Origin of the sequence: Amycolatopsis sp. QT-25, from assembly GCF_029369745.1 — a bacterium.
Lineage (GTDB): Bacteria > Actinomycetota > Actinomycetes > Mycobacteriales > Pseudonocardiaceae > Amycolatopsis.
The window spans coordinates 2,877,428-2,901,701 of the sequence record NZ_CP120210.1 but is presented as its reverse complement, the minus strand read 5'-3'; the positions used below and the strand labels follow the sequence as shown (position 1 = coordinate 2,901,701).

The window sequence follows — 24,274 nt, the reverse complement described above, 5'->3', positions numbered from 1 at the left end:
GGGTGTCCGGAGCGGCGCCGGGCCCCCGGCCGTTTCCACGGAAACGCCTAAGCTCCGTACGGTGAAGGATTGGAAGTTCTGCCCCCGCTGCGGCGACCGCACACGGATCACCGGTGACGGCGAAGACATCCACGCCGAATGCCACGCCTGTGGCTTCACCAAATACGACAACCCGCTGCCGACCACGGTCGGGCTGGTCCTCGACGGCGACCGGATCTTGTTGCTGCGGCGGGAGCACGAGCCGCGAAAGGGCCGCTGGGACACCGTCGGAGGGTTCCTCTCCGGCGCGGAGACCGCCGAGGAGAACCTCGTCCGCGAAGGACTCGAGGAAATCGGCTGCGAACTCCGGAACCTCCGGTTCGCCGGTTCGTACTCCTCGGTCTACGGCGACACCGGACTGACGACGATCGGCCTCGCCTTCGTCTGCGAACTTCCGCCGGACGCGAAAATCGTGCTGTCGGAAGAGAATTCCGAGTACGCCTGGTTCCCCCTGGACGATCGCCCGCCGCTCGCCTTCGCCGACTGCGAGGCGGCAGTGGCCGCGGTGGCGGCGGTGGCGGCGGTGGCGGCGCCTACCAGCCGAACAGGTTCCGCATGATCCGCGAACAGCGCTCGGTCATCGCCGCGGCGTCCTGATCCGGCTGGTCGATCCACCAGCTGATCAGGGAATCGACCACGCCGGTCCACACCTGGGCGATCGCCTCGATGTCGCGATCGTCGGCCAATCCGCGCGAGTGCATCAGCTGCGCGGCGCCGATCAGCGCGAACCCGTCGAGCCGGTGGCGATAGCCGACCGCGACACCGGCGATCTCGCCGGTCGACGGCACCGTCGGGTCGCGGAGCAGCTTCCACGCGTACCGGTCGTTGTCGAACGTCTCGAAGATGGCCGAGAGCACCGCGAGCGGCATCCGTTCCGGCGGCTCGCCCTTCTCCGCCATCGTCTCGGCGACCCCTTCGGTCAGCCTGTCCCCCGCCCGGTGCAGGCAGGCGAGATACAGCCCGTCCTTCGAGCCGAAGTACTGGTACAGCAAGGGCTTCGTGACGCCGACCCGGCGGGCGATCTCCACCATCGACGCCCCGGCGTACCCGTTCTTGCCGAACTCCTCCGTTCCGGCGCGCACGATCTGGGTCTCCCGTTCCTCACGGGGCACCCCCTTCGTGCCGACGGCCCTTGCTTCTGTCACGGCGGATATCTTACCCTCAGGTAAATGACCTTCGGGTAAGTTACCTGTTGGTCAGTTAACCGGGGGCGGGACGGGAGAAGTACGATGGCGGAGTTTCTTGCCCACTTGAGTGACCCGGTGCTGTTGGCGACGCCGGTGTTCCTGCTGTTCGTCGCGATCGAAATCCTCGCGCTGCACGTGCTGGGTCACGACGACAACGTCATCGGCTACAGCGTCAAGGACACCCGGACCAGCATGTCCATGGGCGCGGTGGCGGTGGTGATCAACGGCGTCTTCCGTATCGCGATGCTGTTCGTTTTCGCCGCGCTGCACGAACTGGCGCCGGTGAAGTTCAGCCCGTACGACTGGTGGGCCTGGGTGCTGATGCTGCTGGGGCAGGAGATCGTCTTCTACGCCTACCACCGGGCGAGTCACCGCGTCCGGATCATGTGGGCGGGCCACCAGGTGCACCATTCGAGTGAGCACTACAACTTCTCGACGGCGCTGCGGCAGAAGTGGACCCCGTACTTCCAGCTGCCGTTCTGGTCGATCCTCGCCTTCGCCGGCATCCCGCCGTGGATGATCCTCACCGGGCTGTCGATCGACCTCGTCTACCAGTTCTTCGTGCACACCGAAAAGATCCGGAAGCTGCCGCGCTGGTTCGAGTACGTGTTCAACACGCCCTCACACCATCGTGTCCACCACGGCAGTGACCAGGAGTATCTGGACGCGAACTACGGCGGCATCCTCATCCTCTGGGACCGGATGTTCGGCAGTTTCGTCCCCGAGGGCAAGCGGCCGACCTATGGGCTGACCAAGAACGTCGAGTCCTGCAACCTGTTCAGGGTCGGTTTCCACGAGTACGGCTCGATTCTGCGCGACGTCCGCGCGGCCGGGTCGTGGCGGGACAAACTCGGGTACGTGTTCGGTCCGCCGGGCTGGCAGCCCGAGCAGGCGCTCAGCCTGAACGCTCCCGCACAAGGCGGCTGAGTTCCGGCCGGAATGCGCTCCCGCGTACTCGCACGGACGGCACGCGAACCGCGACGCTAGGCGAGCGCGGCGGAGAGGGCCTCGCCGGTGCGGCGTTTGGCGAGGTAGAACGCCGCCTCGTGCGGTTTCGCCCCGTTGTCGACGGTGTAGCCGCTGTCCAGGACGCCATCGGCGCCGGGGAACATCCGGCTGAGATCCGGCCGGGCGGCGACGAGATCGTCGCGGTCGGCCAGATTCACCCAGCTCGCGACGCCGGGCGGGACGGACGGTGGCTGCGGGCGGGTCCGTTCGTAGACCACCGTGCGCAGGCCCAGCGGCGAGCCGAGGGTGAGCAGCAGCGGCAGCGGGCGGCCGTGCAGATGAGCGGCTTCGTAGGCGACGACGGAACCGAGCGAGTGCCCGATGATCGCCTCGGTCTCCGGTCCGATGTGCTCGGCGACGCGATCCTGGACGCGTTCCCGGATCGTTTCGTCGGTGAGATACAGCGTCACCTGTCTGAGCGCCTTGACCACCACCCGTTCGGCGAACGCCACCCCGAGCCGCGCGAACGGCTTCAAGCGCACCAGCGCGTTCACCACCGGGCGGGCGGCCGCGCGCACGCCCTGGGTTTCGCCCGCCGGACCGCCGAGCCGGGCCAGTTCGGCACTCGCCCGCTCGCGGTCCGTCTCGCGGGACGCCGCGACGGCCGCGTTCCGGAGCCACTCCCCCGCCAGCACCTCGGCGAGTTCCCACTCGTCGGTGGTGAGTTCGTCGGCGCCGCCTTGCTGGCCGTCCTTGCGGAAGAGGTCACCGTAAAAGGCCATCCGCGCGTCACCGGGCCGGGCGTCACGCCACAGGGTGTCGGCCAGCGCGGCGTCACCGGCGAGCCGGACCCCGCCCGCCAGACTCGGCAGCCATTCCGCCTCGAGGGTGTCCGCGGACTTCTGTTCCTGGGCGATGCCGTGCACCAGAACGATCCGAGCCATGGCGCACAGTATCGCGGCCGCCCTTGCCGGTGCCCCCTCCGATGAGACAAAGTGATCTCCGTGGGAGAGCGGAGGTCGTTGGTAGTCGCGTCGCAGTGTGATTCGTTGAACCTTCTCTCGTTCCTCCCCGACGCGGGCCGCCAGGTTTCGACGGCCTTGCTCGACCCCGAAATCGGTGGCTGCGTCCCCGCGCTCGAGGACGGCCGCGGCCTGCTCGTCGACCCGACGATGGTCGAGCTGGACGACGCGCTGGTAGCGGCCTTCGAGCGTGCCTCGGAAGACGAGGCGACGCTGTTCCTCTCCCTCGTCGGGCACGGCGAGTACGCCGACGACGACTTCTACTTCCTCACCAAGGACACCGGCCTGCCGGTGGACAGCCGCGGGTCGTTCCTGTTCGCCCAGCGGATCAAGGAACTCCTCGGCCGCTACTCGATGCTGGACGGCCTGGTGATCCTGCTCGACACCTGCCACGCGGGCATCGGGGCGAGACAGGCGGGGCAACGCTGGCTGCGGATCGTCGGCGAAGCGGGCAAACGCTTCGACCTGCTCACCGCCTCGGACGACCGTGTGGCGGCGAACGGGTGTTTCAGCCGGTCGCTGGTCTCGGTACTCCGGTCGGGGCATGCGGAGTTCGGCGAACGCGTTCGCTGCGCGGATCTCAAACGGGTCATCACCGGGCTGTGCCCGGCGCAGACCGCCGTCCATCTGGGTTTCGACGGCACCCGTGAGGTGAGCGAGGCCGATCAGGGGCTGTGGCTCGCGCTGAACTCCTCCCCAGCCTGGCGGCGTTCACCCTTGGCAGGAAACCCGGCCGCGCCGCGGATCGAACGGCTGACCGCGCGTTACGAGCCGGATCCGAAACTCGGCGAGACCGTCGGGCATCTGCTCACCGGCGCCCGGCTGGTCGCGATCACCGGCGAGGCGGGGACGGGGAAATCGACCATGCTCGCCGCGCTGGCGCGGCCCTCGGTGGCCGGGTCGTACGTGCCGCCGGACTTCCTGCACGCCGTGTTGTTCGCGACCCGCGGCGACACGGCGGAGCGGCTCGCCCGCGAACTCGCCCGCCAGTTGCGGCGCACCGTGGCCGGTTTCGCCGAGGCCGAGCAGGCACATCACGCCGGTCTCGACGACACCGCCCGCAGCGGCGCGAGCGCTTTCGACCTGGCGCTGCTCGGCCCTCTTCGAGCTCTCGCTCCACAGTGGACCGGAGCGCCGGTGCGGATCGCGATCGACGGACTCGACGACGTCGATCCCGACGTCCAGGAACGCTTGTGCGGCCTTTTCCGGAGCCTGTCGACGGAACCGGACCTGGCCTTGGTGAAAACGGTCGTGACGGCGAGACATCCGGTGCGTCTCCCGCCGGCCGTGCGGGTCCGGCTGGAGCCGAACGGCGTTCTCGTGCCGCCGGACGGGTGGTGGGGACTGCCGGCCGGCGACCTGCCACCGGAGGAACCCCGGGAGGCCGCCGACTGGAGCCCCGAGCCGGGATACGACACCGGCTCGCCCACTTCGCCGAGGATCACACCGGCGACCTTGATCGTCGATGTCCCCGGCCTACCGTCGGTGAACCACGATCTGTCCTTCGGCGGCACGACACTCGGCCGCAGCAGGACCGCCGCGATTCAGCTCAGAGACGCGCGGGTTTCCCGGCTCCACTGCGAGATCCGCTGGGACGGCACCACGGCGTGGCTGACCGACCTCGGTTCCGCCAACGGCACCTTCCTCAACGGACGGCGGGTGCCGAACGCCGAGCTGGCGCACCGCGACGTGCTCCGGCTCGGCGATTCGACGGTCACCTTCGTCAGCGTCACGCAGGAGGACCGAGCCGACGAAGAAGAACGGTCCAGCACCGCGATGGTTTCGCCGCGGCCCGGCCGCGCGGTGCTGCTGGAGCTGCTGGCGCTGGCCGCCACCCGCGGGCCCATCCCGATCTCGATCCTCACCGCGGCGAGCGGGGCGGCGGGCGGCCCGGACCGGCGGGTGCACGTCCGCGACTTCCTGGCCGGGCTCGGCAGCTCGGTCAGCCGGACGCGAGCGGGCCTGGCCGACGAAACCGTTCTGTGGGCCGGTTCACCCCCCGGTCTCTTCCCTGATCTGGTGGCCCGGCTGCACGCCCGGCTGGCGGTGGCGGCCTCGGAGGTGGCACTGGTGACCGGAAACGACGAGCCGACGCTCGAACAGAGCTACGCCGCGGCCAACGAGGCCGAGCACTTCTGGCTCGCCGGACTCCGCGAAGACGCCCTCACCGCGCTGGAGCGCCGGGCGTCCCACATTCCCGTCGAGAACCGGGAACGCTGGGCGGCCTGGGCGAACCGGGCGGCACGGGAACTCGGCGAGACCGACCGGATCACGTTGCGCTGCAAGGCACGGCACGCGACCTGGACCGGCAAGGCGGGCGATGCGGCCGGTGCGCTCGCCCGGTTCGAAGAACTACTGTCGATCGCGACCGCCGCGCTGTCCGCCGACGACGAAGACGTGCTGAGCATCCGCAACAACATCGGGCACCTGCTCGCCCAACTCGGCCGCTTCGAAGAGTCCCGTGCCGCGTTCGAAGCGCTCGTCCGGGACGCCACTCACGCGCTCGGAGCCGACCATCGCGAGACACTGCACGCACGGCATCTCCTCGCGGTCGCGACGGGCAAGACCGGGAACGGGGAGGAAGCCCTCCGTCTCTCGCGGGAACTGCTGCCGCGGGCGAAGCAAGTGCTGGGCGACGACGAGATCGTCGGCCACGTCCGGCACAACATCGCCTTCTGGAGCGCGCTGACCGAAGAGGCGCTTCCGGCAGTGCGGGAGTACGAACAGCTGCTGGCCGAAGCACGGGAACGGCTGGGCGACCGGCATCCGGACGTTCTCGACCTCCGGTTCGGCCAGGCGCTGGTTCGCGCCAAGGCCGGTCAGATCACCGAAGCCCTGTCGGATTGGGCGCTACTGCTGGGCGATTCCGTCGAAATCCGGGGGGAGCGCCATCCGGCGACGGAGAAGGTCCGCGAACAACTCGCGCACTGGCGCACCCAGGAGCCCTGAGGCCCCGCAATCAGTCACCTGCTTGCGGTAGGTGCCTACGCAACCAGCGCAAGTAGGTGACTGATCGCGGGCGGTCAGGCCTCGTCTTCTTCGAGCATGTCCGGGGTGACCGCGGATTCGGTGTCCGGGATGCCTTGTTCCTTCGCCTTCTTGTCGGCCATCGCCAGCAGGCGGCGGATGCGGCCGGCGACGGCGTCCTTGGTCATCTGCGGATCGGACAGCTGGCCCAGTTCTTCGAGCGAGGCCTGCCGGTTCGACAGCCGCAGCTTGCCCGCGGCGAGCAGGTGGTCCGGGGCGGATTCGCCGAGGATGGCCAGCGCGCGTTCCACCCTGGCCGCCGCCGCGACGGCCGCGCGGGCCGAACGCCGCAGGTTGGCGTCGTCGAAGTTCGCGAGCCGGTTCGCGGTGGCGCGCACCTCGCGGCGCATACGCCGCTCTTCCCAGGCGAGCACGCTCGTGTGCGCACCGAGCCGGGTCAGCAGCGCGCCGATGGCGTCACCGTCGCGCACCACGACCCGGTCCGCGCCGCGGACCTCGCGCGATTTGGCCTGGATACCCATCCGCCGGGCGGCGCCGACGAGCGCCAGCGCGGCCTCGGGGCCGGGGCAGGTCACCTCGAGTGACGACGAACGGCCGGGCTCGGTGAGCGAACCGTGCGCCAGGAACGCGCCACGCCAGGCGGCTTCCGCGTCGGCGACGCCACCGGACACGACGGCGGCGGGCAGTCCGCGCACCGGACGGCCCCGCTGGTCGATCAGGCCCGTCTGCCGGGCGAGCCCCTCGCCGTCCTTGACCACCCGGACGACGTACCGCGTGCCCTTGCGCAACCCGCTGGAGGAAACGACGTGGACGTCGGACTGGTGTCCGTACAGTTCGTGGATTTCCTTGCGCAGCCGCCTCGCCACCGAACCGGTGTCGAGTTCGGCCTCCACCACGACGCGGCCTGCCACGATGTGCAGCCCGCCCGCGAATCGCAGCATCGACGCGACCTCCGCGCGGCGCGGGCCGATCTTGGTGATCTCCAGCCGGCTCAGCTCGTCCTTCACGGCGGCGGTCATCGCCATCGCTGCCCCTCCATACCTTCAGCTCCTCCCCCGGTGAGACTCCAGAGCGTCTCGCATACAGCCCGCGAGCGCATCAGGATCATGCCGCCCCGTCACGACCGGGTCAGCCACCGCCCCCAGCAACGCCCTCGCGCCCAGTCTCCCGGCGGCGTCCCGCAACCGGGCCGGTGAGGGCACCGAGTCCCGATCCGCGATGACCGCGTCCACCCGCAGTTCCGGGGCGTGTTCGAACAGCACGTCCAAATGCTTCTCCGGAGAGAATCCCGCCGTCTCCCCCGGTTGGGGGATCAAGTTGAGGATGACGACCTTCGTGGCCTCCGTTCGGAGCAACGCGTCGTGCAGATCCGGCACCAGCAGATGGGGCAGCACACTGGTGAACCACGACCCGGGGCCGAGGAACACCACGTCCGCGTCGAGTACGGCCTCGATCGCCTCGGGACACCCGTGCGGTGGCCGGTCGGCCTGCCCGGTCGGGTGCAGGCTGATCCGATGCACCTGTCCCGGCGTCGTCGCCACCGCCACCTGACCGCGAATCCGGCGGAGCGCCTGGGCATTTTCGACGTCCAGCCCCGAAACCTCACCCTGAATTTCCAGCGGTTCGGGTGACATCGGCAGCACCCGGCCGGAAATGCCCATGAGCCTGCTCGCCTCGTCGAGCGCGGCGACCGGATCCCCGAGCACCTCGAACAACCCGGCCAGCAACAGGTTTCCGACCGCGTGCCCGGCGAGAGCTCCGTCGCCGCCGAAGCGGTGCTGGAACACCTCCGCCCACAAGGTCCCGCCGTCTTCGGCGGCGAACGCGGCGAAGGCCTGCCGCAGGTCACCCGGCGGCAGCAGCCCCAGTTCCCGGCGCAGCCTGCCGGACGAGCCCCCGTCGTCGGCGACGGTGACCACGGCGGTGACCTGTGAGGTCACCCGGCGCAACGCGGTGAGGGTGGCGTGCAGGCCGTGCCCGCCACCCAGCGCGACCGCGCGCAGTTCACTCGCGGCCAAGGTCGCGGTGCACCACCTTCACGGCCATACCGTCCTCATTGGACAGACGCTGGGCGAGCTCCTCGGAAATGGCGACACTGCGGTGTTTTCCGCCCGTGCAGCCGACGGCCAGCGTCAGATACCGCTTGCCCTCGCGTTTGTAGCCCGCGCCGATCAGGCGCAGCAGCTGGTGGTAACGGTCGAGGAACTCGTCCGCCCCTTCCTGGCTGAGCACGTAGTTGCGGACCTCGCCCTCGAGACCGGTGTGGTCACGCAGCTCCGGGATCCAGAACGGGTTCGGCAGGAACCGGACGTCCATCACCAGGTCGGCGTCCATCGGCAGGCCGTACTTGTACCCGAACGACAGCACGGTGACGCGGGTCTGGGTACCGGCTTCGGAACCGAACGCGTCCTCGATCTTGGCGCGCAGGTCGTGCACCGAAAGCGACGACGTGTCGAGCACCAGGTCCGCCTCCTCGCGCAGCGGCTCCAGGAGCGTGCGCTCGGCGGTGATGCCGTCGGCGAGCCTGCCATCACCCTGCATGGGATGGCCGCGGCGGACGGCCTCGAACCGGCGCACCAGCACCGCGTCCGTGGCCTGCAGGAACAGCACGCGCGGCTTGTACCCGCGGGCGTCGAGGTCCTTGATGACCGAGGCCAGGTCGTCGGTGAACGCGCGCGAGCGCACGTCCATCACCACGGCGACCTTGGTGATGGCGCCCCGCGCCTGCGCGCCGAGCTCGACCATGGTGGCGATCAGCTCGGGCGGCAGGTTGTCCACCACGAACCAGCCCAGGTCCTCCAGGCATTTCGCGGCGGTACTGCGGCCCGCTCCGGACAGTCCGGAAACGACCGCGACCTCCATCCCCGAACCGCGGCCTTCTTCTTGCGCACTCACGATGGTCCCTTCAGCGATCACGTACCGGACTCCCCCGCCGCCGCGACTGTCTCCCCTGCGAGTGCCGCGACGACCGCTTCCGCGGTGCGCCTGCCGAAGCCGGGCACCGCCTCGATCTCTTCTATCCGCGCTTCGCGGAGTCTCTTCACCGAGCCGAAGTGCTTGATCAGCGCGGTACGGCGAGCCTGCCCCAGCCCGGGCACACCGTCCAACGCGGACACCTGCATCCGCTTGGACCGCTTCTCCCGGTGGTACCGGATGGCAAAGCGGTGCGCCTCGTCACGCAACCGCTGCAACAGATACAGCGCGTCGGAGGTGCGCGGCAGGATCACCGGATCGGGGTCGCCCGGCAGCCACACCTCCTCCAGCCGCTTGGCCAGGCCGACCACGGCGATGTCGGTGACGCCCAGTTCGGAGAGGACGTCCGCGGCGGCGGTGGCCTGCGGGCCCGCGCCGTCGACGACGAGCAGGTTCGGCGCGTAGGCGAACTTGCGCGGTTTGCCGGTCTCCGGGTCGATGCCCGGACGATCCGGATCGAGCTGGGCGCCCTCGGCGTTTCCTGCGTTTCCTGCGTTTTCTTTGAGGTAGCGGTAAAACCGGCGGCGGACGACCTCGGCGATCGACGCGACGTCGCCTTCCTCCGCGGCTTCGCGCAAGGCGAAGCGCCGGTACTCGGACTTACGCGGGATGCCGTCCTCGAACACCACGAGCGACGCCACCACGTCACTGCCCTGGATATGGCTGATGTCGACACATTCGATGCGCAGCGGCGCGGTTTCCAGCGCCAGGTAGTCCTGCAGTTCCGCGAGCGCGGCCGAACGTGCCGTCAGGTCACCGGCGCGGCGCAGTTTGTGCTGGGTGAACGCCTCGCCGGCGTTGCGCGTCACCGTCTCCGCGAGCGCGCGTTTGTCTCCGCGCTGCGGCACCCGAAGGCTTACCTTCGACCCGCGCAGCCCGGAAAGCCACTCGCCGACCGCTTCGGCGTCGGCGGGCAGTTCGGGGACGAGCACCTCGCGCGGCACCGCCGAGCCGAGTTCGGGGTCGTCCGCGCGTTCGGCCTCTTCGCCGTAGAACTGCGTGAGGAAGTGGTCGACGAGATCCTTGACGTCCATCTCTTCGGCCTTGTCGATCACCCAGCCGCGCTGGCCGCGGACCCGGCCACCGCGCACGTGGAAGACCTGGACGGCGGCTTCGAGTTCGTCGTGGGCGAAGGCGACGACGTCCGCGTCGGTGCCGTCGCCGAGGACGACCGCCTGCTTCTCCATCGCACGCCGCAACGCGCCGAGGTCGTCCCGCAGCCGGGCGGCACGCTCGAACTCCAGTTCCTCGGAGGCGGCCGCCATTTCCTGTTCCAGGCGGCGGATCAGCGCGTCGGTGCGGCCGGCGAGAAAATCGCAGAAGTCTTCGACGATCGCGCGGTGTTCGTCGGCGGAAACCTTGCCGACGCACGGCGCGGAGCATTTGCCGATGTAACCGAGCAGGCAGGGCCTGCCGATCTGGCCGTGCCGTTTGAAGACGCCCGCCGAGCAGGTGCGCGCCGGGAAGACCCGGAGCAGCAGGTCGAGCGTCTCGCGGATGGCCCAAGCGTGGGCGTACGGCCCGAAATACCGCACGCCCTTCTTGCGCGCGCCGCGATAGACGTGCAGGCGCGGGAACTCCTCGTTCATCGTGACGGCGAGGACCGGATAGCTCTTGTCGTCGCGGTAGCGGACGTTGAACCGCGGGTCGAACTCCTTGATCCAGTTGTACTCCAGCTGGAGCGCCTCGACCTCGGTGCTCACCACGGTCCACTCGACGCTCGCCGCCGTGGTCACCATCTGGCGGGTGCGCGGGTGCAAGCCCGTGATGTCGGCGAAGTACGAGTTCAGCCTGCTGCGGAGGCTTTTCGCCTTGCCGACGTAGATGACCCTCTTCGTGGCGTCACGAAATTTGTACACGCCAGGGGCGTCCGGGATGCTCCCCGGCGAGGGACGGTAGGTGGTCGGGTCAGCCACGTCGTCCAGCCTATGGGGCACCACCGACAGTCTTACGAGGCCCCGTCCTTAGCGGCGGGTCGGTCAACCCTTCGAGTGACGGTTCCCACGATCCGGTCCGGATTTCGCCACTCATACCGACCTAAGTCGGGTTTTCGGCCGGAACCGACGTTCGTTGGTTCCTGGCGGGTGAATCGGGTGATTACTTTCCGTCCCAGTGCCACTTCACCCGGTTCTTCGTCAGATGACGCTCGAAAGGACTCCTGCACCGTGAGCCGTCTTCGTACGCTGGGCGCCGCCACCCTCGCCGCCGCAGCCCTCACCATGACCGCCGGCGCGGTCGCCTCCGCGGGTACCCCCACCGGTGTCCAGCCGAACATCGTGGGCGGCGGTACCGCCCCCGCCGTGAGCTGGGGCGCCCAGGTCTACGTCAACACCCCCGGCCGTCAGTGGGACGGCTTCAACTGCTCGGGCAGTGTGATCGCCCAGCGCTGGGTCCTGACCGCCAAGCACTGCCTCGACTCCGACGGCACGGGCATGCGCGTCCGCGTCGGCAGCAACCAGCTCCAGGGCGGCCGTGAGATCGCGGTCGACCGCAAGGTGTCCTCGCCGAACGGCGCCGACATCTCGCTGCTGCACCTGGTCTCCGACGCCGGTGTGACGCCGATCGGCCTGGCAGGCTCGAACCCGTCGGTGGGCACCACCAACAAGCTCTACGGCTGGGGCCGGGAAACCCCGACCGGCCCGCCCGCCGCGGCGCTGAAGGTGGCCGACGTCCGCGTCACCGGCAGCTCGCGTGACGCCTACGGCGGCCCGGCCATCCAGAGCGTCGGCATCAACGGTTCGGCGTGGAAGGGCGACTCGGGCGGCCCCCAGGTCCACAACGGCGTCCAGGTCGGTGTCGCTTCGACCGTGCAGAACCAGAGCGGCTCGAACGTCCGCGGCACCAACAACTACGGCAGCGTCGCTTCGGCCCGCTCCTGGATCCGCTCGACCACCGGGGTCTGACCTCCACCCCCGGTGAAAGGGCCCTCCGGGACGCGACCCGTCTCGGAGGGCCCTTTCGCGTCGGGCTGTCGGTGGGGTGTGGGACGCTCGCGGGTATGCGGATCGCGACCTGGAACGTGAACTCGATCGGACCCCGGCTGCCGAGGGTGCTGGACTGGCTCGGCTCGGTGCAACCGGACGTGCTGTGCCTGCAGGAACTCAAATGCGGCACGGACGCCTTCCCCTTCGACGCCGTGAAGGAACTGGGTTACGAGACGGCCGCGTACGGCATCGGGCGCTGGAACGGCGTCGCGATCGTGTCCCGCGTCGGCGTGGAAGACGTGACGCGCGGCCTGACCGGCGAGCCCACCTTCGAGGACAAGACCGACGCGCGGGCCATCGGCGCCACCTGCGGCGGGCTGCGGTTGTGGTCGGTGTACGTACCGAACGGGCGTGACCTGGAGAACCCGCACTACGGCTACAAGCTGGCCTGGCTCTCGGCGCTGGAGGCGACCGTGCGGGAGGAGCAAGCGCGCGGACTGCCGTTCGCGGTGCTCGGCGACTTCAACATCGCGCCGACCGACGCGGACGTGTGGGACATCGGCCTGTTCGCCGAATCGACGCACGTGACCGAGCCGGAGCGGAAGGCGCTCGCCGCGCTGCGCGACCTCGGGCTGGCCGACGTGTTCCCGCGGCCGCTGAAGTACGACCACCCGTTCACGTACTGGGATTACCGGGCGGGGAACTTCCCGAACAACAAGGGAATGCGGATCGACCTCGTGTACGCCGACGCCGTCGTGACCGGCGCGGTGACGGATTCCTATGTGGACCGTGACGCGCGCAAGGGCAAGGGACCGTCGGACCACGCACCGATCGTGGTGGATCTTTCGCTTTAGCGTTCGGGTCCGTGAAGGCCTGGCGGATTCACATGGTGGTTGCAACACGCATTGTTTGTTGGTTGGAGAGTAGTGCTTCGAGGGCTTCGGCGGGTGTGTGCCAGTCGAGGGTTTCGCGGGGGCGGCCGTTGAGTTCGGCGGCGACTCGTGCGAGGTCTGCGGCGGTGTGCTGGGACAGGTCGGTGCTTGTGGGGAAGTATTGGCGGAGTAGTCCGTTGGTGTTCTCGTTGGTTCCGCGTTGCCAGGGTGCGTGTGGGTCGCAGAAGTAGATGTCGATCCCGGTGGCCAGGGTGATCTTTTTGTGGTGGGCCATTTCCTTGCCCTGGTCCCAGGTCAAGGATTTCAGCAGCAGCGGCGGCAGCGTCTGGATGGTCTCGGTCATGGCGGCGGCGACGGTGGCGGCGTCGCGTCCGTGGGGCAGGTGCAGCAGCATCACGAACCGGGTCGATCGTTCGACCAGGGTCCCGATCGCGGATTTGTTGTTCTTGCCCAGGATCAGGTCGCCTTCCCAATGCCCGGGGACGGCGCGGTCGGTGACCTCGGCGGGCCGTTCGGAGATGTTGACCATGTCGGGGATCCTGCCCGCGGGCCGGGCCCGGCGGGCCTGGGCCTGCCGGCGGGGCATCCGCAGTGCCCGCCCGGTCCGCAACGCCTGGGTGAGTTCGCGGCGCAGCGCGCCTTTTCCCTGGACATACAGTGCTTGGTAGATCGTTTCGTGGGACACCCGCATCTCCGGCTGGTCGGGGAACTCCAGCACCAGTCTCCGCGCGATCTGACGCGGGGACCATTTACGGTTCAGCCTGTCCTGCACCACGTCCCGCAACACGGTGTCCGCGGCCAGTTTCGCGGCCTTCGGGCGTTTCGCACGGTTCTCGGCCGTGTGCTGCGCGCTGACAGCCCGATAGCGGCCGGAGGAACCGGTGTTGCGGGCCAGCTCGCGGGACACGGTCGAGGCCGGACGGCCGATCGCCCGCCCGATCGCCCGGGGCCCCTGGCCCGCGGCTTTCAGGCAGGCGATCTCTTCCCGCTCGGCCAGGCTCAACCGGAGGGGACCAGGCCGAGCAGGTGCGTTACCGATCACCCCGCCAGCCTGCCGGAACAACCGCACCCCCGTCGTCGGGGACAGCCCCACCGCCCGGGCCGCCGGCTTCGCCGCCACCCCGGCCCGGACCTGATCCCAAAACCCCACCCGCACCGACCGCGGCAGCCACCGATGAACCCGCACCACAACCCCACCCCCATCAGACGGTGTTGCAACAACCCCATGACTCCGAGCCTCCTTGAGGGACCCTGGGTCCCTCAAGGAGGCCTTCACGGACTTGGTGACCTGGCGGGCGGCTTCCGGTGCCCTTGGCCGCCTGCGGGTACTCGATGGCCCCTCACTCCCGAACGCTATGAAAGGTCCTTTCCTTGCAAATTTTGCAAGGAAAGGACCTTTCATAGCACGCGAAAGAGCGGGAAAGAGGTCCGTCAGCCTTCCCAGGCCGCCTTGTGCAGCCGCCGCAGCGCCCGCACCGCGGCCACCGCGCGGTCCCGGTCCACCGCCTGCACGGCCATCAGCGAGTAGTACTCGTCGTCCGGCAGTTCCAGCCGCGCCCACGAAGCGCCGTCCGGGAAGCTCACCGAAAGCACCTCGCTCCACGCGAACTTCTTGGTAATCAGCACGTTCCGGACTTCGATGCCGTCGGCGTCGGCCTTCACGCGCGCGGTCGCGAACAGCATCGTGCCCGCGGCGAGCAGGACCCCGATGCCGATCATCGCCGCCTGATCGGACGGCTGGAAGATCACACCGGTGTCCGAGCCGCGCAGCAGCACCGCGACGACCACGAACGTCGCCAGCAGGAGCAGCGCCAGCACCGAGCACATCACCAGGGCACGGCGGGGCCGCACCACCACGACCTCGGACTTCGTCGTCACATCCGCCTCGACGCTCACACGAAGCCCCGCTCGGTCCACGGCTGGCGCAGGTTCCGCAGCGCGTGCGCGGCGTCCAGCGCGGCGACCGTCGCTTCGTAACCCTTGTCCTCGACGGAGCCGGGGAGACCGGACCGGTCGAGGGCCTGCTGCTCGGTGTCGCAGGTGAGCACGCCGTTGCCGACCGGGGTGCTTTCGTCGAGCGCCACCCTGGTCAGGCCCGCGGTGACCGCGTCGCAGACGTACTCGAAGTGCGGCGTCCCGCCCCGGACGACCACGCCCAGCGCGACGACCGCGTCGTGCGTGCGGGCCAGTGCCTGCGCGGCGACGGGCAGTTCGACGGCGCCCGCCACACGCACGACCGTCGGCTCTTCCTCCAGCTCGGCCGCCTTGGCCGCCTCGAGGGCGCGGTCCAGCAGCGCGCTCGTGATCTTCGTGTGCCAGCGCGTGGCCACGATCCCGAGCCTGATGTTCTTACAATCGGACAGGTCGAGTTCGACGTCCGGACGGCCTTCGCCGCTCACCGCTTCCCCCCTCCGTTGCCCTGGTCGACCTCGGCGCCGACCTGGTCGAAATGCTCCAGCTGGGACAGGTCGTGGCCCATCCGGTCGCGTTTGGTCCTGAGGTAGCGCAGGTTCTCCGGGTTCGGCGAGATCGGCAGCGACACCCGGCCGGTGACCCGCAGACCGTAGCCCTCCAGGCCGACGCGTTTGGCGGGGTTGTTCGTCAGCAGCCGCATCGAGCGGACGCCGAGGTCGCACAGGATCTGCGCGCCGGTGCCGTAGTCCCGCGCGTCGGCGGGGACGCCGAGCTGCAGGTTCGCGTCGACGGTGTCCGCGCCGGCGTCCTGCAGCTGGTAGGCCTGCAGTTTGTGCAGCAGCCCGATGCCGCGGCCCTCGTGGCCGCGGATGTAGAGCACGACGCCGCGGCCTTCCTTGGCCACCGCTTCCAGTGCCGCCTCCAGCTGGGGGCCGCAGTCGCAGCGCAACGAGCCGAAGACGTCGCCGGTGAGGCATTCGGAGTGCACCCGGACCAGGATGTCGTCGCCATCGGCGATCTCGCCGTAGACGAACGCGATGTGCTCGATGCCGTCGAGCAGGCTGTCGTAACCGACCGCGCGGAACGTGCCCGCCGCCAGCGGGATACGCGCCTCGGCGACCCGCTCGACCTGCTTTTCGGTACGCCGCCGGTACGCGATCAGGTCGGCGATGGTGATCATCTTGAGGTCGTGGTCCGCGGCGAAGACCTCCAGTTCGTCGCGGCGGGCCATGTCGCCCTCGTCCTTCTGCGACACGATCTCGCAGAGCACGCCGGACGGCGAGAGCCCGGCGAGACGGGCCAGGTCGACGGAGGCTTCGGTGTGTCCCGGGCGCCGCAGGACGCCGCCCTGCTTGGCGCGCAGCGGGACCACGTGGCCGGGCCGCCGGAAGTCCGACGCCTGGGACGCGGGGTCGGCGAGCAGCCGGACGGTATGCGACCGGTCGGCCGCGGAGATGCCGGTGGTGATGCCCTCAGCGGCGTCGACCGTGACGCTGTACGCGGTGCCGCGCTGGTCCTGGTTCGTGTGGTACATCGGCGGCAGGTCGAGCCTGTCCGCCTCGGCCTCGGTCAGCGCCACGCAGACGTAACCCGAGGTGTAGCGCACCATGAAGGCCATCAGCTCCGGCGTGGCCTTCTCCGCGGCGAAGATCAGGTCGCCTTCGTTCTCGCGGTCCTCGTCGTCCACCACCACGACCGGGCGGCCCGCCTTGATGTCGGCGATCGCCGCCTCGATGGCATCGGCGTTCACGGCCACCCCGCCTCCACAGGGGGTCAGATCGGCCGACCCCGGAATCGCACTCGTCTCACTCACGCCCGCTCCTCCGTGCCGCCATTGTCCCCCTGCGCGCGCAGATGCGGCATGGCCAGCTTCTCGACGTATTTGGCGACCACGTCGACCTCGAGGTTCACCAGGTCACCCGGGGTGTTCCGGCCGAGGGTGGTGAGGTCGAGGGTGGTCGGGATCAGGGCGACGGAGAACTCCTCGTCGGTCACCGAAGCGACCGTGAGGGAGACGCCGTCGACCGCGATCGACCCCTTTTCGACCACGTACCGCGACAGCTTTTTCGGCAGCGCGAACGTGGTGAGCCCCTGTTCGTCCCGCTTGAGGAAGACGCCGGTGCCGTCGACATGGCCCTGCATGATGTGCCCGCCGAGCCTGCCGCCCGCCGGAGTCGCGCGTTCGAGGTTCACGACGTCGCCGACGTGTACCTTCGCGAGGCTGGAGCGCTGCAGGGTCTCGTGCACGACATCGACGGTAAACTCACCGCCCGCCACCGCGACCACGGTGAGGCACACGCCACTCACCGCGATGGAGTCCCCGTGCCCGGCGTCGCTGGTCACCAGCGGACCCCGCACGGTCAACCGCGCGGCGTCCGGGACCTGCTCGACCGCGGTGACCTCGCCGAGTTCCTCGACAATGCCGGTGAACACTCCTGCTGCCCTCCTCCTGGCTCGCACCGTCGCGGAAAACGGTGCTCCCCTCATCCAACACCCATCGGGGCCGATTCCTTCTCCTGACCCGACGGCGGATCAAGAGGCGGGATCAGCCGCGGGCACGGGCCGCCTGCTCGCGCAGCGCCGCGACCGCCTTACCAGGGTCCTCGGCGCCGTAGACGGCGGAACCGGCGACGAAGCAGTCGACCCCGGCCTCGGCGGCCTGTTCGATGGTGTCGGCGTTGATCCCGCCGTCGATCTCGACGACGAGCTTGAGGTGACCGGTGTCGACCAGGCGCCGCGCGGTGCGGACCTTGTCGAGGACGCCCTCGATGAACGACTGGCCGCCGAAACCGGGCTCGACCGACATCACCAGGAGCGTGTCGTAGTGTTTGAGGGTGTCGAGGTGGTCCTCGATCGGCGTGTTCGGCTTGATCGACAGGCCGGCCTTGGCCCCTGCGGCGCGCAGGTTCTTCGCGAGCGCGATCGGGTCGTTCGCGGCCTCGACGTGCACGGTGACGTTGTAGGCCCCCGCCTCGGCGTACCCGATGGCCCACTTGTCGGGGTTCTCGATCATCAAGTGGCAGTCGATCGGTATGTCGGTGGCCTTGAGCAGCGACTGCACCACGGGCAGGCCCAGGGTCAGGTTCGGCACGAAGTGCGCGTCCATGACGTCGACGTGGACCCAGTCCGCGCGGGTTTCCCCCTCCCCCGCGACGGCGCGGATCTCGTCGCCGAGCCGGGCGAAGTCCGCGGAGAGGATGCTGGGTGCGATCAAAGGTCGGTGAGCCACGCGCCCGAGTGTAGGAGGACACCGCTAACGTCCGCTAACCGGCTGTGACCGGCGACCCCGTCTGGAGTATGACGTGAAATGGCACCGCGGTGGGAGGTGCGCGCACGCGCCGCCGAATAGCGTTCCGCTCATGGTCAACCCACTCGAGCCCCTGGTCCGGATCGGCAGCTACCGCAGCTTGCCGTTCGGCTTCCTCGGCATGGCGATCACCGCGATCCCGTTCCCGATCGCGCTCGTCTCCGCCGTCCTCATCCCGGGCGACGTACGAGCGAAACTGGTTTACGGCGTGCTCGCCATAGGCGTGCTGGCCGCACTGGCAGGTTTGCCGGGGCCGATGCGGCGGGTCGGTATCTGGTTCTCCAACCAGATACTGGGCACCCGGATCGGGCAGCCCCCGCCGAACACGAAGGTCGCCTGGCCGGAGCGCTGGCGCTCGGCCGCCTGGCTGGTCGTGCACACCGCGCTCGGCTGGGTGCTGTTCGGCCTCTGCTGCTTCCTGTTCCTGGGGGTCGTCCCGACCCTGGTGTGGGCAGGCGGTGGCGGCAGTCCCATCGCGTTCTTCGGGGAGAAGGTGACGATCGAATCCGGCGTCGCCGGAGCGTGGACACTGCCGATCGGGTTCTTCACGCTCGTGGTGATCGCGTACGTCCTCGCCGGTTTCACCAAACTGTTCCAGTACAGCGCGGTCGCGCTGCTGGGCCCTTCGGCCGCCGAACGGGTCACCGCGGCCGAGGGCCGGGCGAACCACTTCGCACAGCGCAACCGGCTGGCGCGCGAACTGCATGACTCCATCGGCCACACGCTGACGACGTCGACCATCCAGGCCGCCGCGGCCGCCGAACTGGTCGACTCCGAACCGCGGCTGGTACGGAAGGCATTGGGCACCATCGAGGAGTCTTCACGGGCGGCGCTCGAAGACCTCGACCACGTACTCGGCCTGCTGCGGGAGGACCGGTCGTCCCGCGAACCCGAACGACGGCTCAGCGAGGCCGCGACGCTGGCCGAACGGGCTCGCGCGGGTGGCGCGGTGATCGACTACGAGCTGACCGGACCCGCCGCTGAACTGCCCGCCACCCTTTCGCGGGAGGCGTACCGGATCGTCCAAGAAGGACTGACGAACGCGTTGCGGCACGCCCATCCCGGCCCGGTGTCCGTGCGGGTCGCGGTGCTCGCCGACGCGTTGCGGATCGAGATCGTGAACCCGCTCGTGGAGCACGCGGCGGTTTCCGGCCGCGGCGGCAACGGGCTGCCGGGGCTCACCGAACGGGTCGAGGCGCTGCGCGGCGAGCTCGTCGCGGGACCCGCCGTCGACGGGGAACCGCTGTGGCGGCTGGTGACCACGATCCCGCTACGGTCGCACTCATGACCCTGCGTGTGCTGATCGTCGACGACGAACCCCTGCTGCGCGCCGGATTGCACTCGCTGCTGGACAACCAGCCGGACCTGACCGTGGTCGGTGAGGCGGGTGACGGCGGCGAAGTGGTCGATCTGGTGCGGCGGACACAGCCCGACGTGGTGCTGATGGATGTGCGCATGCCGGGCGTGGACGGGATCGAGGCGACCCGGCGGGTGCTGACCGGGACCTCCGAGCCGCCGAAGGTCCTCGTGATCACGACGTTCGACAACGACGACCACGTCTACGACGCACTGCTCGCCGGGGCGAGCGGGTTCCTGCTGAAGCGGGCGCGCAAAGAGGAGTTCGCGCACGCCATCCGGACCGTCGCCGCCGGGGAGACACTGCTGTTCCCCGACGCGATCCGGCGGATGGTCACCGCGCGACCGGCGCCGTCCGGCCTCGCTCCCCGGCCGTCTTCGCTGACGAAGCGGGAGACCGAGGTGCTGCGGCTCATCGCCTCCGGGATGTCCAATGTGGACATAGCGGCGAAACTGGTCATCAGCCTCGAAACCGTCAAGACCCATGTGGGCAACATCTTCGGGAAGCTGGGCGCGGCCAACCGCAGCCAGGCGGTGGTGTTCGCCTACGAGACCGGCGTCGTCGCCCCGGGACACAGCCTGCGCTGACCTCTCGGCGCGCGGCCCCGGCCGGGTCGCGAAAAGTGAGGCAAACCCCAGTACGACGCGGGGGTGTACCCCATGTCAGGCGCACTCGACCGTGCCTAGCTTGGGTCTCATGCGAAAATCCTTGCCAGGCAGGAAGATCGTCGCCATCGGTTCGCTGGTCGCGCTGCTCGCGGCGACGACCGCCACCCCGGCGCTCGCCGCGAGCGAACCCCACGACGAGGTCGACCGAGCGCTGGAAACGCTGGTGCGGGACGGGGTCCCCGGCGCGCAGGCGACGGTGACGAACCCGTCCGGGCGGACGTGGTCGGAGCGCGAAGGAGTCGGCAACGTCGAGACCGGGACGCCGTTCCCGCACGGTTCGAAGTTCCGGGCGGCCAGTGTCACCAAGACGTTCGTCGCCGTCTTGGTGCTGCGACTGGTCGCCGAAGGAAAGGTCCGGCTGGACACGCCGATCGAGCGGTATCTGCCCGGCCTGGTGCGCGGGAACGGCAACGACGGCACCAAGATCACCGTGCGGCAGCTGCTCCAGCACACCAGCGGCATCTACGACTACCTCAGGGACCTCGACCTCGAAGAGTGGCGTCATCGCGGCGCCGAGCCCGAGGAGCTGGTGGCGATCGGCCTCGCGCATCCGCCGTTGTTCGCCCCCGGGACGGACTGGTCTTACTCCAACACGAACTACATCATCGCCGGGATGCTCGTCGAAAAGGTCACCGGCAGCTCCGTCGCCGACGAGATCCGGCGCAGGATCACCGGGCCGCTGGGTCTGCGTGGCACCTCACTGCCGCAGCGCGGTGAAGAAGGGTTGCCGCGCCCGCACGCCAGGGGCTACGCGCCGGGTCCCGCCGGCCACACCGACTACACCGAATTCGATCCGTCGGCCGCCGGTACCTCCGGCGGGCTCATTTCGACCGGTGCCGACCTGAACCGCTTCTTCGGCGCGCTCGTCGACGGCCATCTCCTGCCGCGCGCGGAGCTGGCGGAGATGCAGCGCACCGTTCCGAGGCCCGGCGGCACCCCCGGCGCGGAGTACGGCCTCGGCATCGCCTCCGTGCCGTTGTCGTGTGGTGGCAGGTTCTGGGGACACGGCGGGAACATCGTCGGCTACGCGAACCTGTCGGGCGCCGTCCCGCACGGCAGGCGGGTGAACGTCGTGGTGAACCTGAATCCCGCGCCGCCCAAGGTGTCGGACGACCTTTCCAAGGCGTTCGACACGGGGTTTTGCGCCCGCTAAACCGACGGCAGCAGGTCCAGCACGGAGGTCCACGCGGCCGCCGGGCTGAGCCTCGCGGTGGTGACCCCGGCGGAGGCGAGCGTGTCGAGATGGCGCTGCCACGCCGGATGGTGCACCCGCGTGTCCTGGATCTGGTAGCCCAGCACGATCGTGACGCCCGGGGTGCCGAGGACGTCGCCGAGCAGGGTCAGCGCCTGGTTGTCGGCGATGCCCAGCGCCAGTTTCGCCACGGAGTTCGCGGACGCGGGCGCGAACAGGAACACCGCGGGATCCGGATGCGGCCGGGACTCGCCCGGCAGCCGGGAGGTACTGCGGATCGGCAGCTCGGTGCATTCTTCCAGGTCACCGAGCACGCCGGTCTCTTCCAGCCAGCGGGCCGCGGTGGGGGTCAGCGTGATCGCGAGCTCCCAGCCGCGGTCCGCGGCCGGTTTCGCGAGCTGTGCGGCGAACCGGGTGTCCAGTCCGCCGCACGAGCTCGCGACCAGGCCGAGTACCCTGCTCACCCGGCCGAATCCGGCTTCCGCAGGACGGCGCAGAACATCGCGTCCGTGCCGTGGCGGTGCGGCCACAGCTGGACGTACGGGCCGTTGCCGAGCTGCGGGACACCCGGGAAGAACTCCCGCGCGTCGACGATCTGGGCACCGGCGCGGCGCGCGGTCTCCCCCACGACGCCTTCGGTCTCGGCCAGATGCGGCGAGCAGACGACGTAGGTGACGACGCCGCCGGGGCGGACCAGGTCCAGTGCCGCGGTGATCAGCTGGCCCTGCAGTTTCGTCAGGTCCGAGATGTCACCGGGCTGACGGCGCCAGCGCGCCTCCGGACGACGCCGCAGTGAGCCGAGCCCGCTGCACGGCGCGTCGACCAGGACGCGGTCGTAGCCCGGTTCGAGGCCGGTTTCGCGGCCGTCGGCGACGTGGATGGTCACCGGAAGGCCTTGGACGGCGTTCTCGATCAGCTTCGCGCGGTGCGGCGCCTTCTCGACCGCGTCGACGGTCGCGCCGCTGATCGACGCCAGCGCGCCCAGCAGCGCGGCCTTGCCACCGGGGCCGGCGCACAGGTCCAGCCAGCGCTCGTCGGAGCCGGTGAGCGGGACCTTCGTGACGGCGACGGCGCACAGCTGACTGCCCTCGTCCTGCACGGCGGCCAGCTTTTCCCTGATCGGTTCGATGTCGCCGGGATCGCCGGAGCCCGCGGGCAACCGGACACCGTAGGGCGAGTACGGGGCCACGTCACCGCCGGTGATGGCGGCCAGTTCGTCGGCGCTGATCTCACCGGGCCGGGCGACCAGGTGGACGTCGGGCCGGTCGTCGTCGGCCTCCAACGCCGCCTTCAGCTCAGGCCCCTTGTCCCCCAAGGCCTCCGCGAACGATCGCGCGACCCAGCGCGGGTGCGCCGTCCGCAACGCGTAGGCGCCGATCGGGTCGGCGGCCTCGTCCGGGGCCAGTTCGTTCAGCCAGGTCTCTTCGTCCTTTTCGGACACCGAGCGGAGCACGGCGTTCACGAAACCCGCGATCCAGGATCCGACTTCGGCGCGGACGAGGTCCACAGTGGACCCGACGGCGGCGTGCTGGGGGATACGGGTGCGCAGCAGCTGGTACGCGCCGAGCCGCAGGCCGTCCAGCACGATGGCGTCCACTTTGGCCAGTGGCCGGTCGAGGCAGGCCCCGATGACGGCGTCCAGCATGCCGACCGCGCGGCAGGTGCCGTAGGTCAGTTCGGTGGCCAGCGCCGCGTCACGACCGGAGATCCGGCGGTTGCGCAGCAGCTGCGGCAGCACCAAGTTCGCGTACGCGTCGTCTTCGCGGACCGCGCGCAGGACGTCGAAGGCGACCTGCCGGGCCGGGTCGATCTGCGGCGGGCGGCTGGGCCCTTCTTTACGCGGGCCCGGACGGCCTCGCTCCGGCCTCGACGGCCGGCGTTCCCTACGCTCGTTCACTGCAGGCGCTCTCCTTGTTCGATCCTCGTACCGCGCGCCCAATCGGTGGCCGCCATCCGCTTCTTCCCCTGCGCCTGCACTTCGCCCAGCCGCACCGGCTTCGACGCCGTGCCGACCAGGACCCGCTTGCGTTCCACGACCAGCTCACCCGGCGGGGGCCCCGGCTCGTCGACGATCGTCACCGGGCCGAGCTTCAGCCGCTCGCCCCGGAACTCCGCCCACGCGCCGGGTTCCGGCGTGACCGCGCGGATCTGCCGGTCGACCGCGGTGGCCGGGTCGGCGAACGACACGCGTGCGTCCTCGACGGTCACCTTGGGCGCGTAGCTCACGCCGTCGCCGGGCTGCTCCACCGCACGCAGCGTGCCGTCGGCGATTCCGTCCATCGTGGACACGAGCAGCTTCGCCCCGGACTCCGCCAGCCTGGCCAAAGCTTCACCCGCGGTGTCGGTGTCGGCGATCTGCTCGGTGATCACGCCGTACACCGGTCCCGCGTCGAGTTCCTTGACGATGCGGAACGTCGAAGCGCCGGTGATCTCGTCCCCGGCGCGGATCGCGGCCTGGACCGGCGCGGCACCGCGCCACGCGGGCAGCAGCGAGAAGTGCAGGTTGACCCAGCCGTGCGCCGGGATGTCCAGCGCGGCTTGGGGCAACAGCGCCCCGTAGGCGACCACCGGGCACGCGTCGGGGGCGATCTCCGCGAGCCGGGCGAGGAACGCGGGGTCGCCCGCCTTGGGCGGGGTCAGCACCTCGATCCCGTGCTCGTCGGCCAGCGCGCCGATCGGGGACCGGACGACGCGGCGGCCGCGGCCTGCCTGCGCGTCCGGGCGGGTCACGACGGCGACGACCTCGTGCTGTTCGGACGCGAGGAGCGCGCGCAGCGACGGGACGGCCGGTTCGGGGGTGCCGGCGAAGACGAGGCGCATCAACGCACCTCCGCCGGGGGGACGGATACCTCTGACTGGGCG

The 24,274-nt window shown here is 69.8% G+C and carries 23 protein-coding genes; 8 read left to right on the top strand and 15 right to left on the bottom strand.

Annotated elements, in window-relative coordinates; genetic code table 11:
• Positions 1-61: 61 nt before the first annotated feature.
• Positions 62-598 (top strand): NUDIX domain-containing protein, encoded by a 537-nt coding sequence (locus P3102_RS13650; RefSeq protein ID WP_276369447.1) that lies wholly within the window; start codon positions 62-64, stop codon positions 596-598.
• Here P3102_RS13650 and P3102_RS13645 read toward each other — a convergent pair.
• Entirely contained in the window at positions 573-1,184 is a 612-nt protein-coding gene (locus P3102_RS13645) for a TetR/AcrR family transcriptional regulator (RefSeq protein WP_276369445.1), read from the bottom strand. The two genes, P3102_RS13650 and P3102_RS13645, sit on opposite strands and share 26 nt — an antisense overlap.
• An 84-nt stretch (positions 1,185-1,268) precedes the next feature.
• Between P3102_RS13645 and P3102_RS13640 the strand changes: the two genes are divergently transcribed.
• Positions 1,269-2,153 (top strand): sterol desaturase family protein, encoded by an 885-nt coding sequence (locus tag P3102_RS13640; RefSeq protein WP_276369443.1) that lies wholly within the window; start codon positions 1,269-1,271, stop codon positions 2,151-2,153.
• Positions 2,154-2,209: 56 nt separating this feature from the next.
• Here the strand turns inward: P3102_RS13640 and P3102_RS13635 are convergent, their stop codons facing one another.
• Positions 2,210-3,118 (bottom strand): hypothetical protein, encoded by a 909-nt coding sequence (locus P3102_RS13635; protein ID WP_276369441.1) that lies wholly within the window; start codon positions 3,116-3,118, stop codon positions 2,210-2,212.
• Between the two features lie 105 nt (positions 3,119-3,223).
• On the opposite strand from P3102_RS13635, the gene P3102_RS13630 reads away from it, so the two are divergent.
• Positions 3,224-6,145: an FHA domain-containing protein gene (locus tag P3102_RS13630; RefSeq protein WP_276369439.1), complete on the top strand. Its 2,922-nt coding sequence runs from the start codon at positions 3,224-3,226 to the stop codon at positions 6,143-6,145.
• A 74-nt stretch (positions 6,146-6,219) separates the two neighbouring features.
• Here the strand turns inward: P3102_RS13630 and whiA are convergent, their stop codons facing one another.
• The 4 genes from whiA to uvrC are packed head-to-tail and all read right to left on the bottom strand — an operon-like array spanning position 6,220 to position 11,073.
• Positions 6,220-7,209: a DNA-binding protein WhiA gene (whiA, locus tag P3102_RS13625; protein ID WP_276369437.1), complete on the bottom strand. Its 990-nt coding sequence runs from the start codon at positions 7,207-7,209 to the stop codon at positions 6,220-6,222.
• An 18-nt stretch (positions 7,210-7,227) separates the two neighbouring features.
• A complete protein-coding gene (yvcK, locus tag P3102_RS13620) occupies positions 7,228-8,187 on the bottom strand; it encodes a uridine diphosphate-N-acetylglucosamine-binding protein YvcK (RefSeq protein ID WP_276371153.1) in 960 nt (319 codons plus the stop codon).
• Between the two features lies 1 nt (position 8,188).
• Positions 8,189-9,046, bottom strand: a complete 858-nt coding sequence (rapZ, locus tag P3102_RS13615; protein ID WP_276371151.1) for an RNase adapter RapZ — start codon at positions 9,044-9,046, stop codon at positions 8,189-8,191.
• 50 nt (positions 9,047-9,096) lie between these two features.
• Positions 9,097-11,073, bottom strand: a complete 1,977-nt coding sequence (gene uvrC, locus P3102_RS13610; protein WP_276369436.1) for an excinuclease ABC subunit UvrC — start codon at positions 11,071-11,073, stop codon at positions 9,097-9,099.
• 249 nt (positions 11,074-11,322) lie between these two features.
• On the opposite strand from uvrC, the gene P3102_RS13605 reads away from it, so the two are divergent.
• Together P3102_RS13605 and P3102_RS13600 are read left to right on the top strand one after the other, a co-directional pair.
• Complete coding sequence (locus P3102_RS13605; protein ID WP_276369434.1) at positions 11,323-12,060, top strand: trypsin-like serine protease; 738 nt, start codon at positions 11,323-11,325, stop codon at positions 12,058-12,060.
• Between the two features lie 95 nt (positions 12,061-12,155).
• Positions 12,156-12,935 (top strand): exodeoxyribonuclease III, encoded by a 780-nt coding sequence (locus P3102_RS13600; protein ID WP_276369432.1) that lies wholly within the window; start codon positions 12,156-12,158, stop codon positions 12,933-12,935.
• A gap of 28 nt (positions 12,936-12,963) precedes the next feature.
• Here the strand turns inward: P3102_RS13600 and P3102_RS13595 are convergent, their stop codons facing one another.
• The 6 genes from P3102_RS13595 to rpe all read right to left on the bottom strand — a co-directional run bounded on the left by P3102_RS13595 (position 12,964) and on the right by rpe (position 18,102).
• Positions 12,964-14,160, bottom strand: a complete 1,197-nt coding sequence (locus P3102_RS13595) for an IS30 family transposase (RefSeq protein WP_276361830.1) — start codon at positions 14,158-14,160, stop codon at positions 12,964-12,966.
• A 245-nt stretch (positions 14,161-14,405) separates the two neighbouring features.
• Positions 14,406-14,870, bottom strand: coding sequence for a PH domain-containing protein (locus P3102_RS13590; protein WP_276369430.1), 465 nt, complete (start codon positions 14,868-14,870; stop codon positions 14,406-14,408).
• A complete protein-coding gene (gene ribH, locus P3102_RS13585) occupies positions 14,867-15,373 on the bottom strand; it encodes a 6,7-dimethyl-8-ribityllumazine synthase (protein WP_181772688.1) in 507 nt (168 codons plus the stop codon). The genes P3102_RS13590 and ribH overlap by 4 nt, the downstream gene beginning before the upstream one ends.
• Complete coding sequence (locus P3102_RS13580; RefSeq protein WP_276371149.1) at positions 15,370-16,644, bottom strand: bifunctional 3,4-dihydroxy-2-butanone-4-phosphate synthase/GTP cyclohydrolase II; 1,275 nt, start codon at positions 16,642-16,644, stop codon at positions 15,370-15,372. The genes ribH and P3102_RS13580 overlap by 4 nt, the downstream gene beginning before the upstream one ends.
• A 53-nt stretch (positions 16,645-16,697) precedes the next feature.
• The gene (locus P3102_RS13575) at positions 16,698-17,321 is read right to left on the bottom strand and encodes a riboflavin synthase (protein WP_276369427.1); all 624 of its coding nucleotides are present in this window, start codon (positions 17,319-17,321) and stop codon (positions 16,698-16,700) included.
• 112 nt (positions 17,322-17,433) lie between these two features.
• Positions 17,434-18,102: a ribulose-phosphate 3-epimerase gene (rpe, locus tag P3102_RS13570; RefSeq protein WP_276371147.1), complete on the bottom strand. Its 669-nt coding sequence runs from the start codon at positions 18,100-18,102 to the stop codon at positions 17,434-17,436.
• Between the two features lie 145 nt (positions 18,103-18,247).
• On the opposite strand from rpe, the gene P3102_RS13565 reads away from it, so the two are divergent.
• From P3102_RS13565 to P3102_RS13555, 3 genes are all read left to right on the top strand, one after another.
• The gene (locus P3102_RS13565) at positions 18,248-19,483 is read left to right on the top strand and encodes a histidine kinase (RefSeq protein WP_276369425.1); all 1,236 of its coding nucleotides are present in this window, start codon (positions 18,248-18,250) and stop codon (positions 19,481-19,483) included.
• Entirely contained in the window at positions 19,480-20,139 is a 660-nt protein-coding gene (locus P3102_RS13560) for a response regulator transcription factor (RefSeq protein WP_276369423.1), read from the top strand. The genes P3102_RS13565 and P3102_RS13560 overlap by 4 nt, the downstream gene beginning before the upstream one ends.
• A gap of 109 nt (positions 20,140-20,248) precedes the next feature.
• Positions 20,249-21,373: a serine hydrolase domain-containing protein gene (locus P3102_RS13555; protein WP_276369422.1), complete on the top strand. Its 1,125-nt coding sequence runs from the start codon at positions 20,249-20,251 to the stop codon at positions 21,371-21,373.
• On the opposite strand, the gene P3102_RS13550 is transcribed toward P3102_RS13555, so the two are convergent.
• From P3102_RS13550 to fmt, 3 genes are read right to left on the bottom strand one after another with little or no spacing between them, the layout of a single operon-like run.
• Positions 21,370-21,876: a flavoprotein gene (locus P3102_RS13550; protein ID WP_276369420.1), complete on the bottom strand. Its 507-nt coding sequence runs from the start codon at positions 21,874-21,876 to the stop codon at positions 21,370-21,372. The two genes, P3102_RS13555 and P3102_RS13550, sit on opposite strands and share 4 nt — an antisense overlap.
• On the bottom strand, positions 21,873-23,309 hold the full coding sequence (locus P3102_RS13545) for an RsmB/NOP family class I SAM-dependent RNA methyltransferase (RefSeq protein WP_276369418.1): 1,437 nt from the start codon (positions 23,307-23,309) through the stop codon (positions 21,873-21,875). Before P3102_RS13545 ends, P3102_RS13550 begins: the two co-directional genes overlap by 4 nt.
• Positions 23,306-24,232: a methionyl-tRNA formyltransferase gene (gene fmt, locus P3102_RS13540; RefSeq protein WP_276369416.1), complete on the bottom strand. Its 927-nt coding sequence runs from the start codon at positions 24,230-24,232 to the stop codon at positions 23,306-23,308. Before fmt ends, P3102_RS13545 begins: the two co-directional genes overlap by 4 nt.
• Positions 24,233-24,274 lie beyond the last annotated feature (42 nt).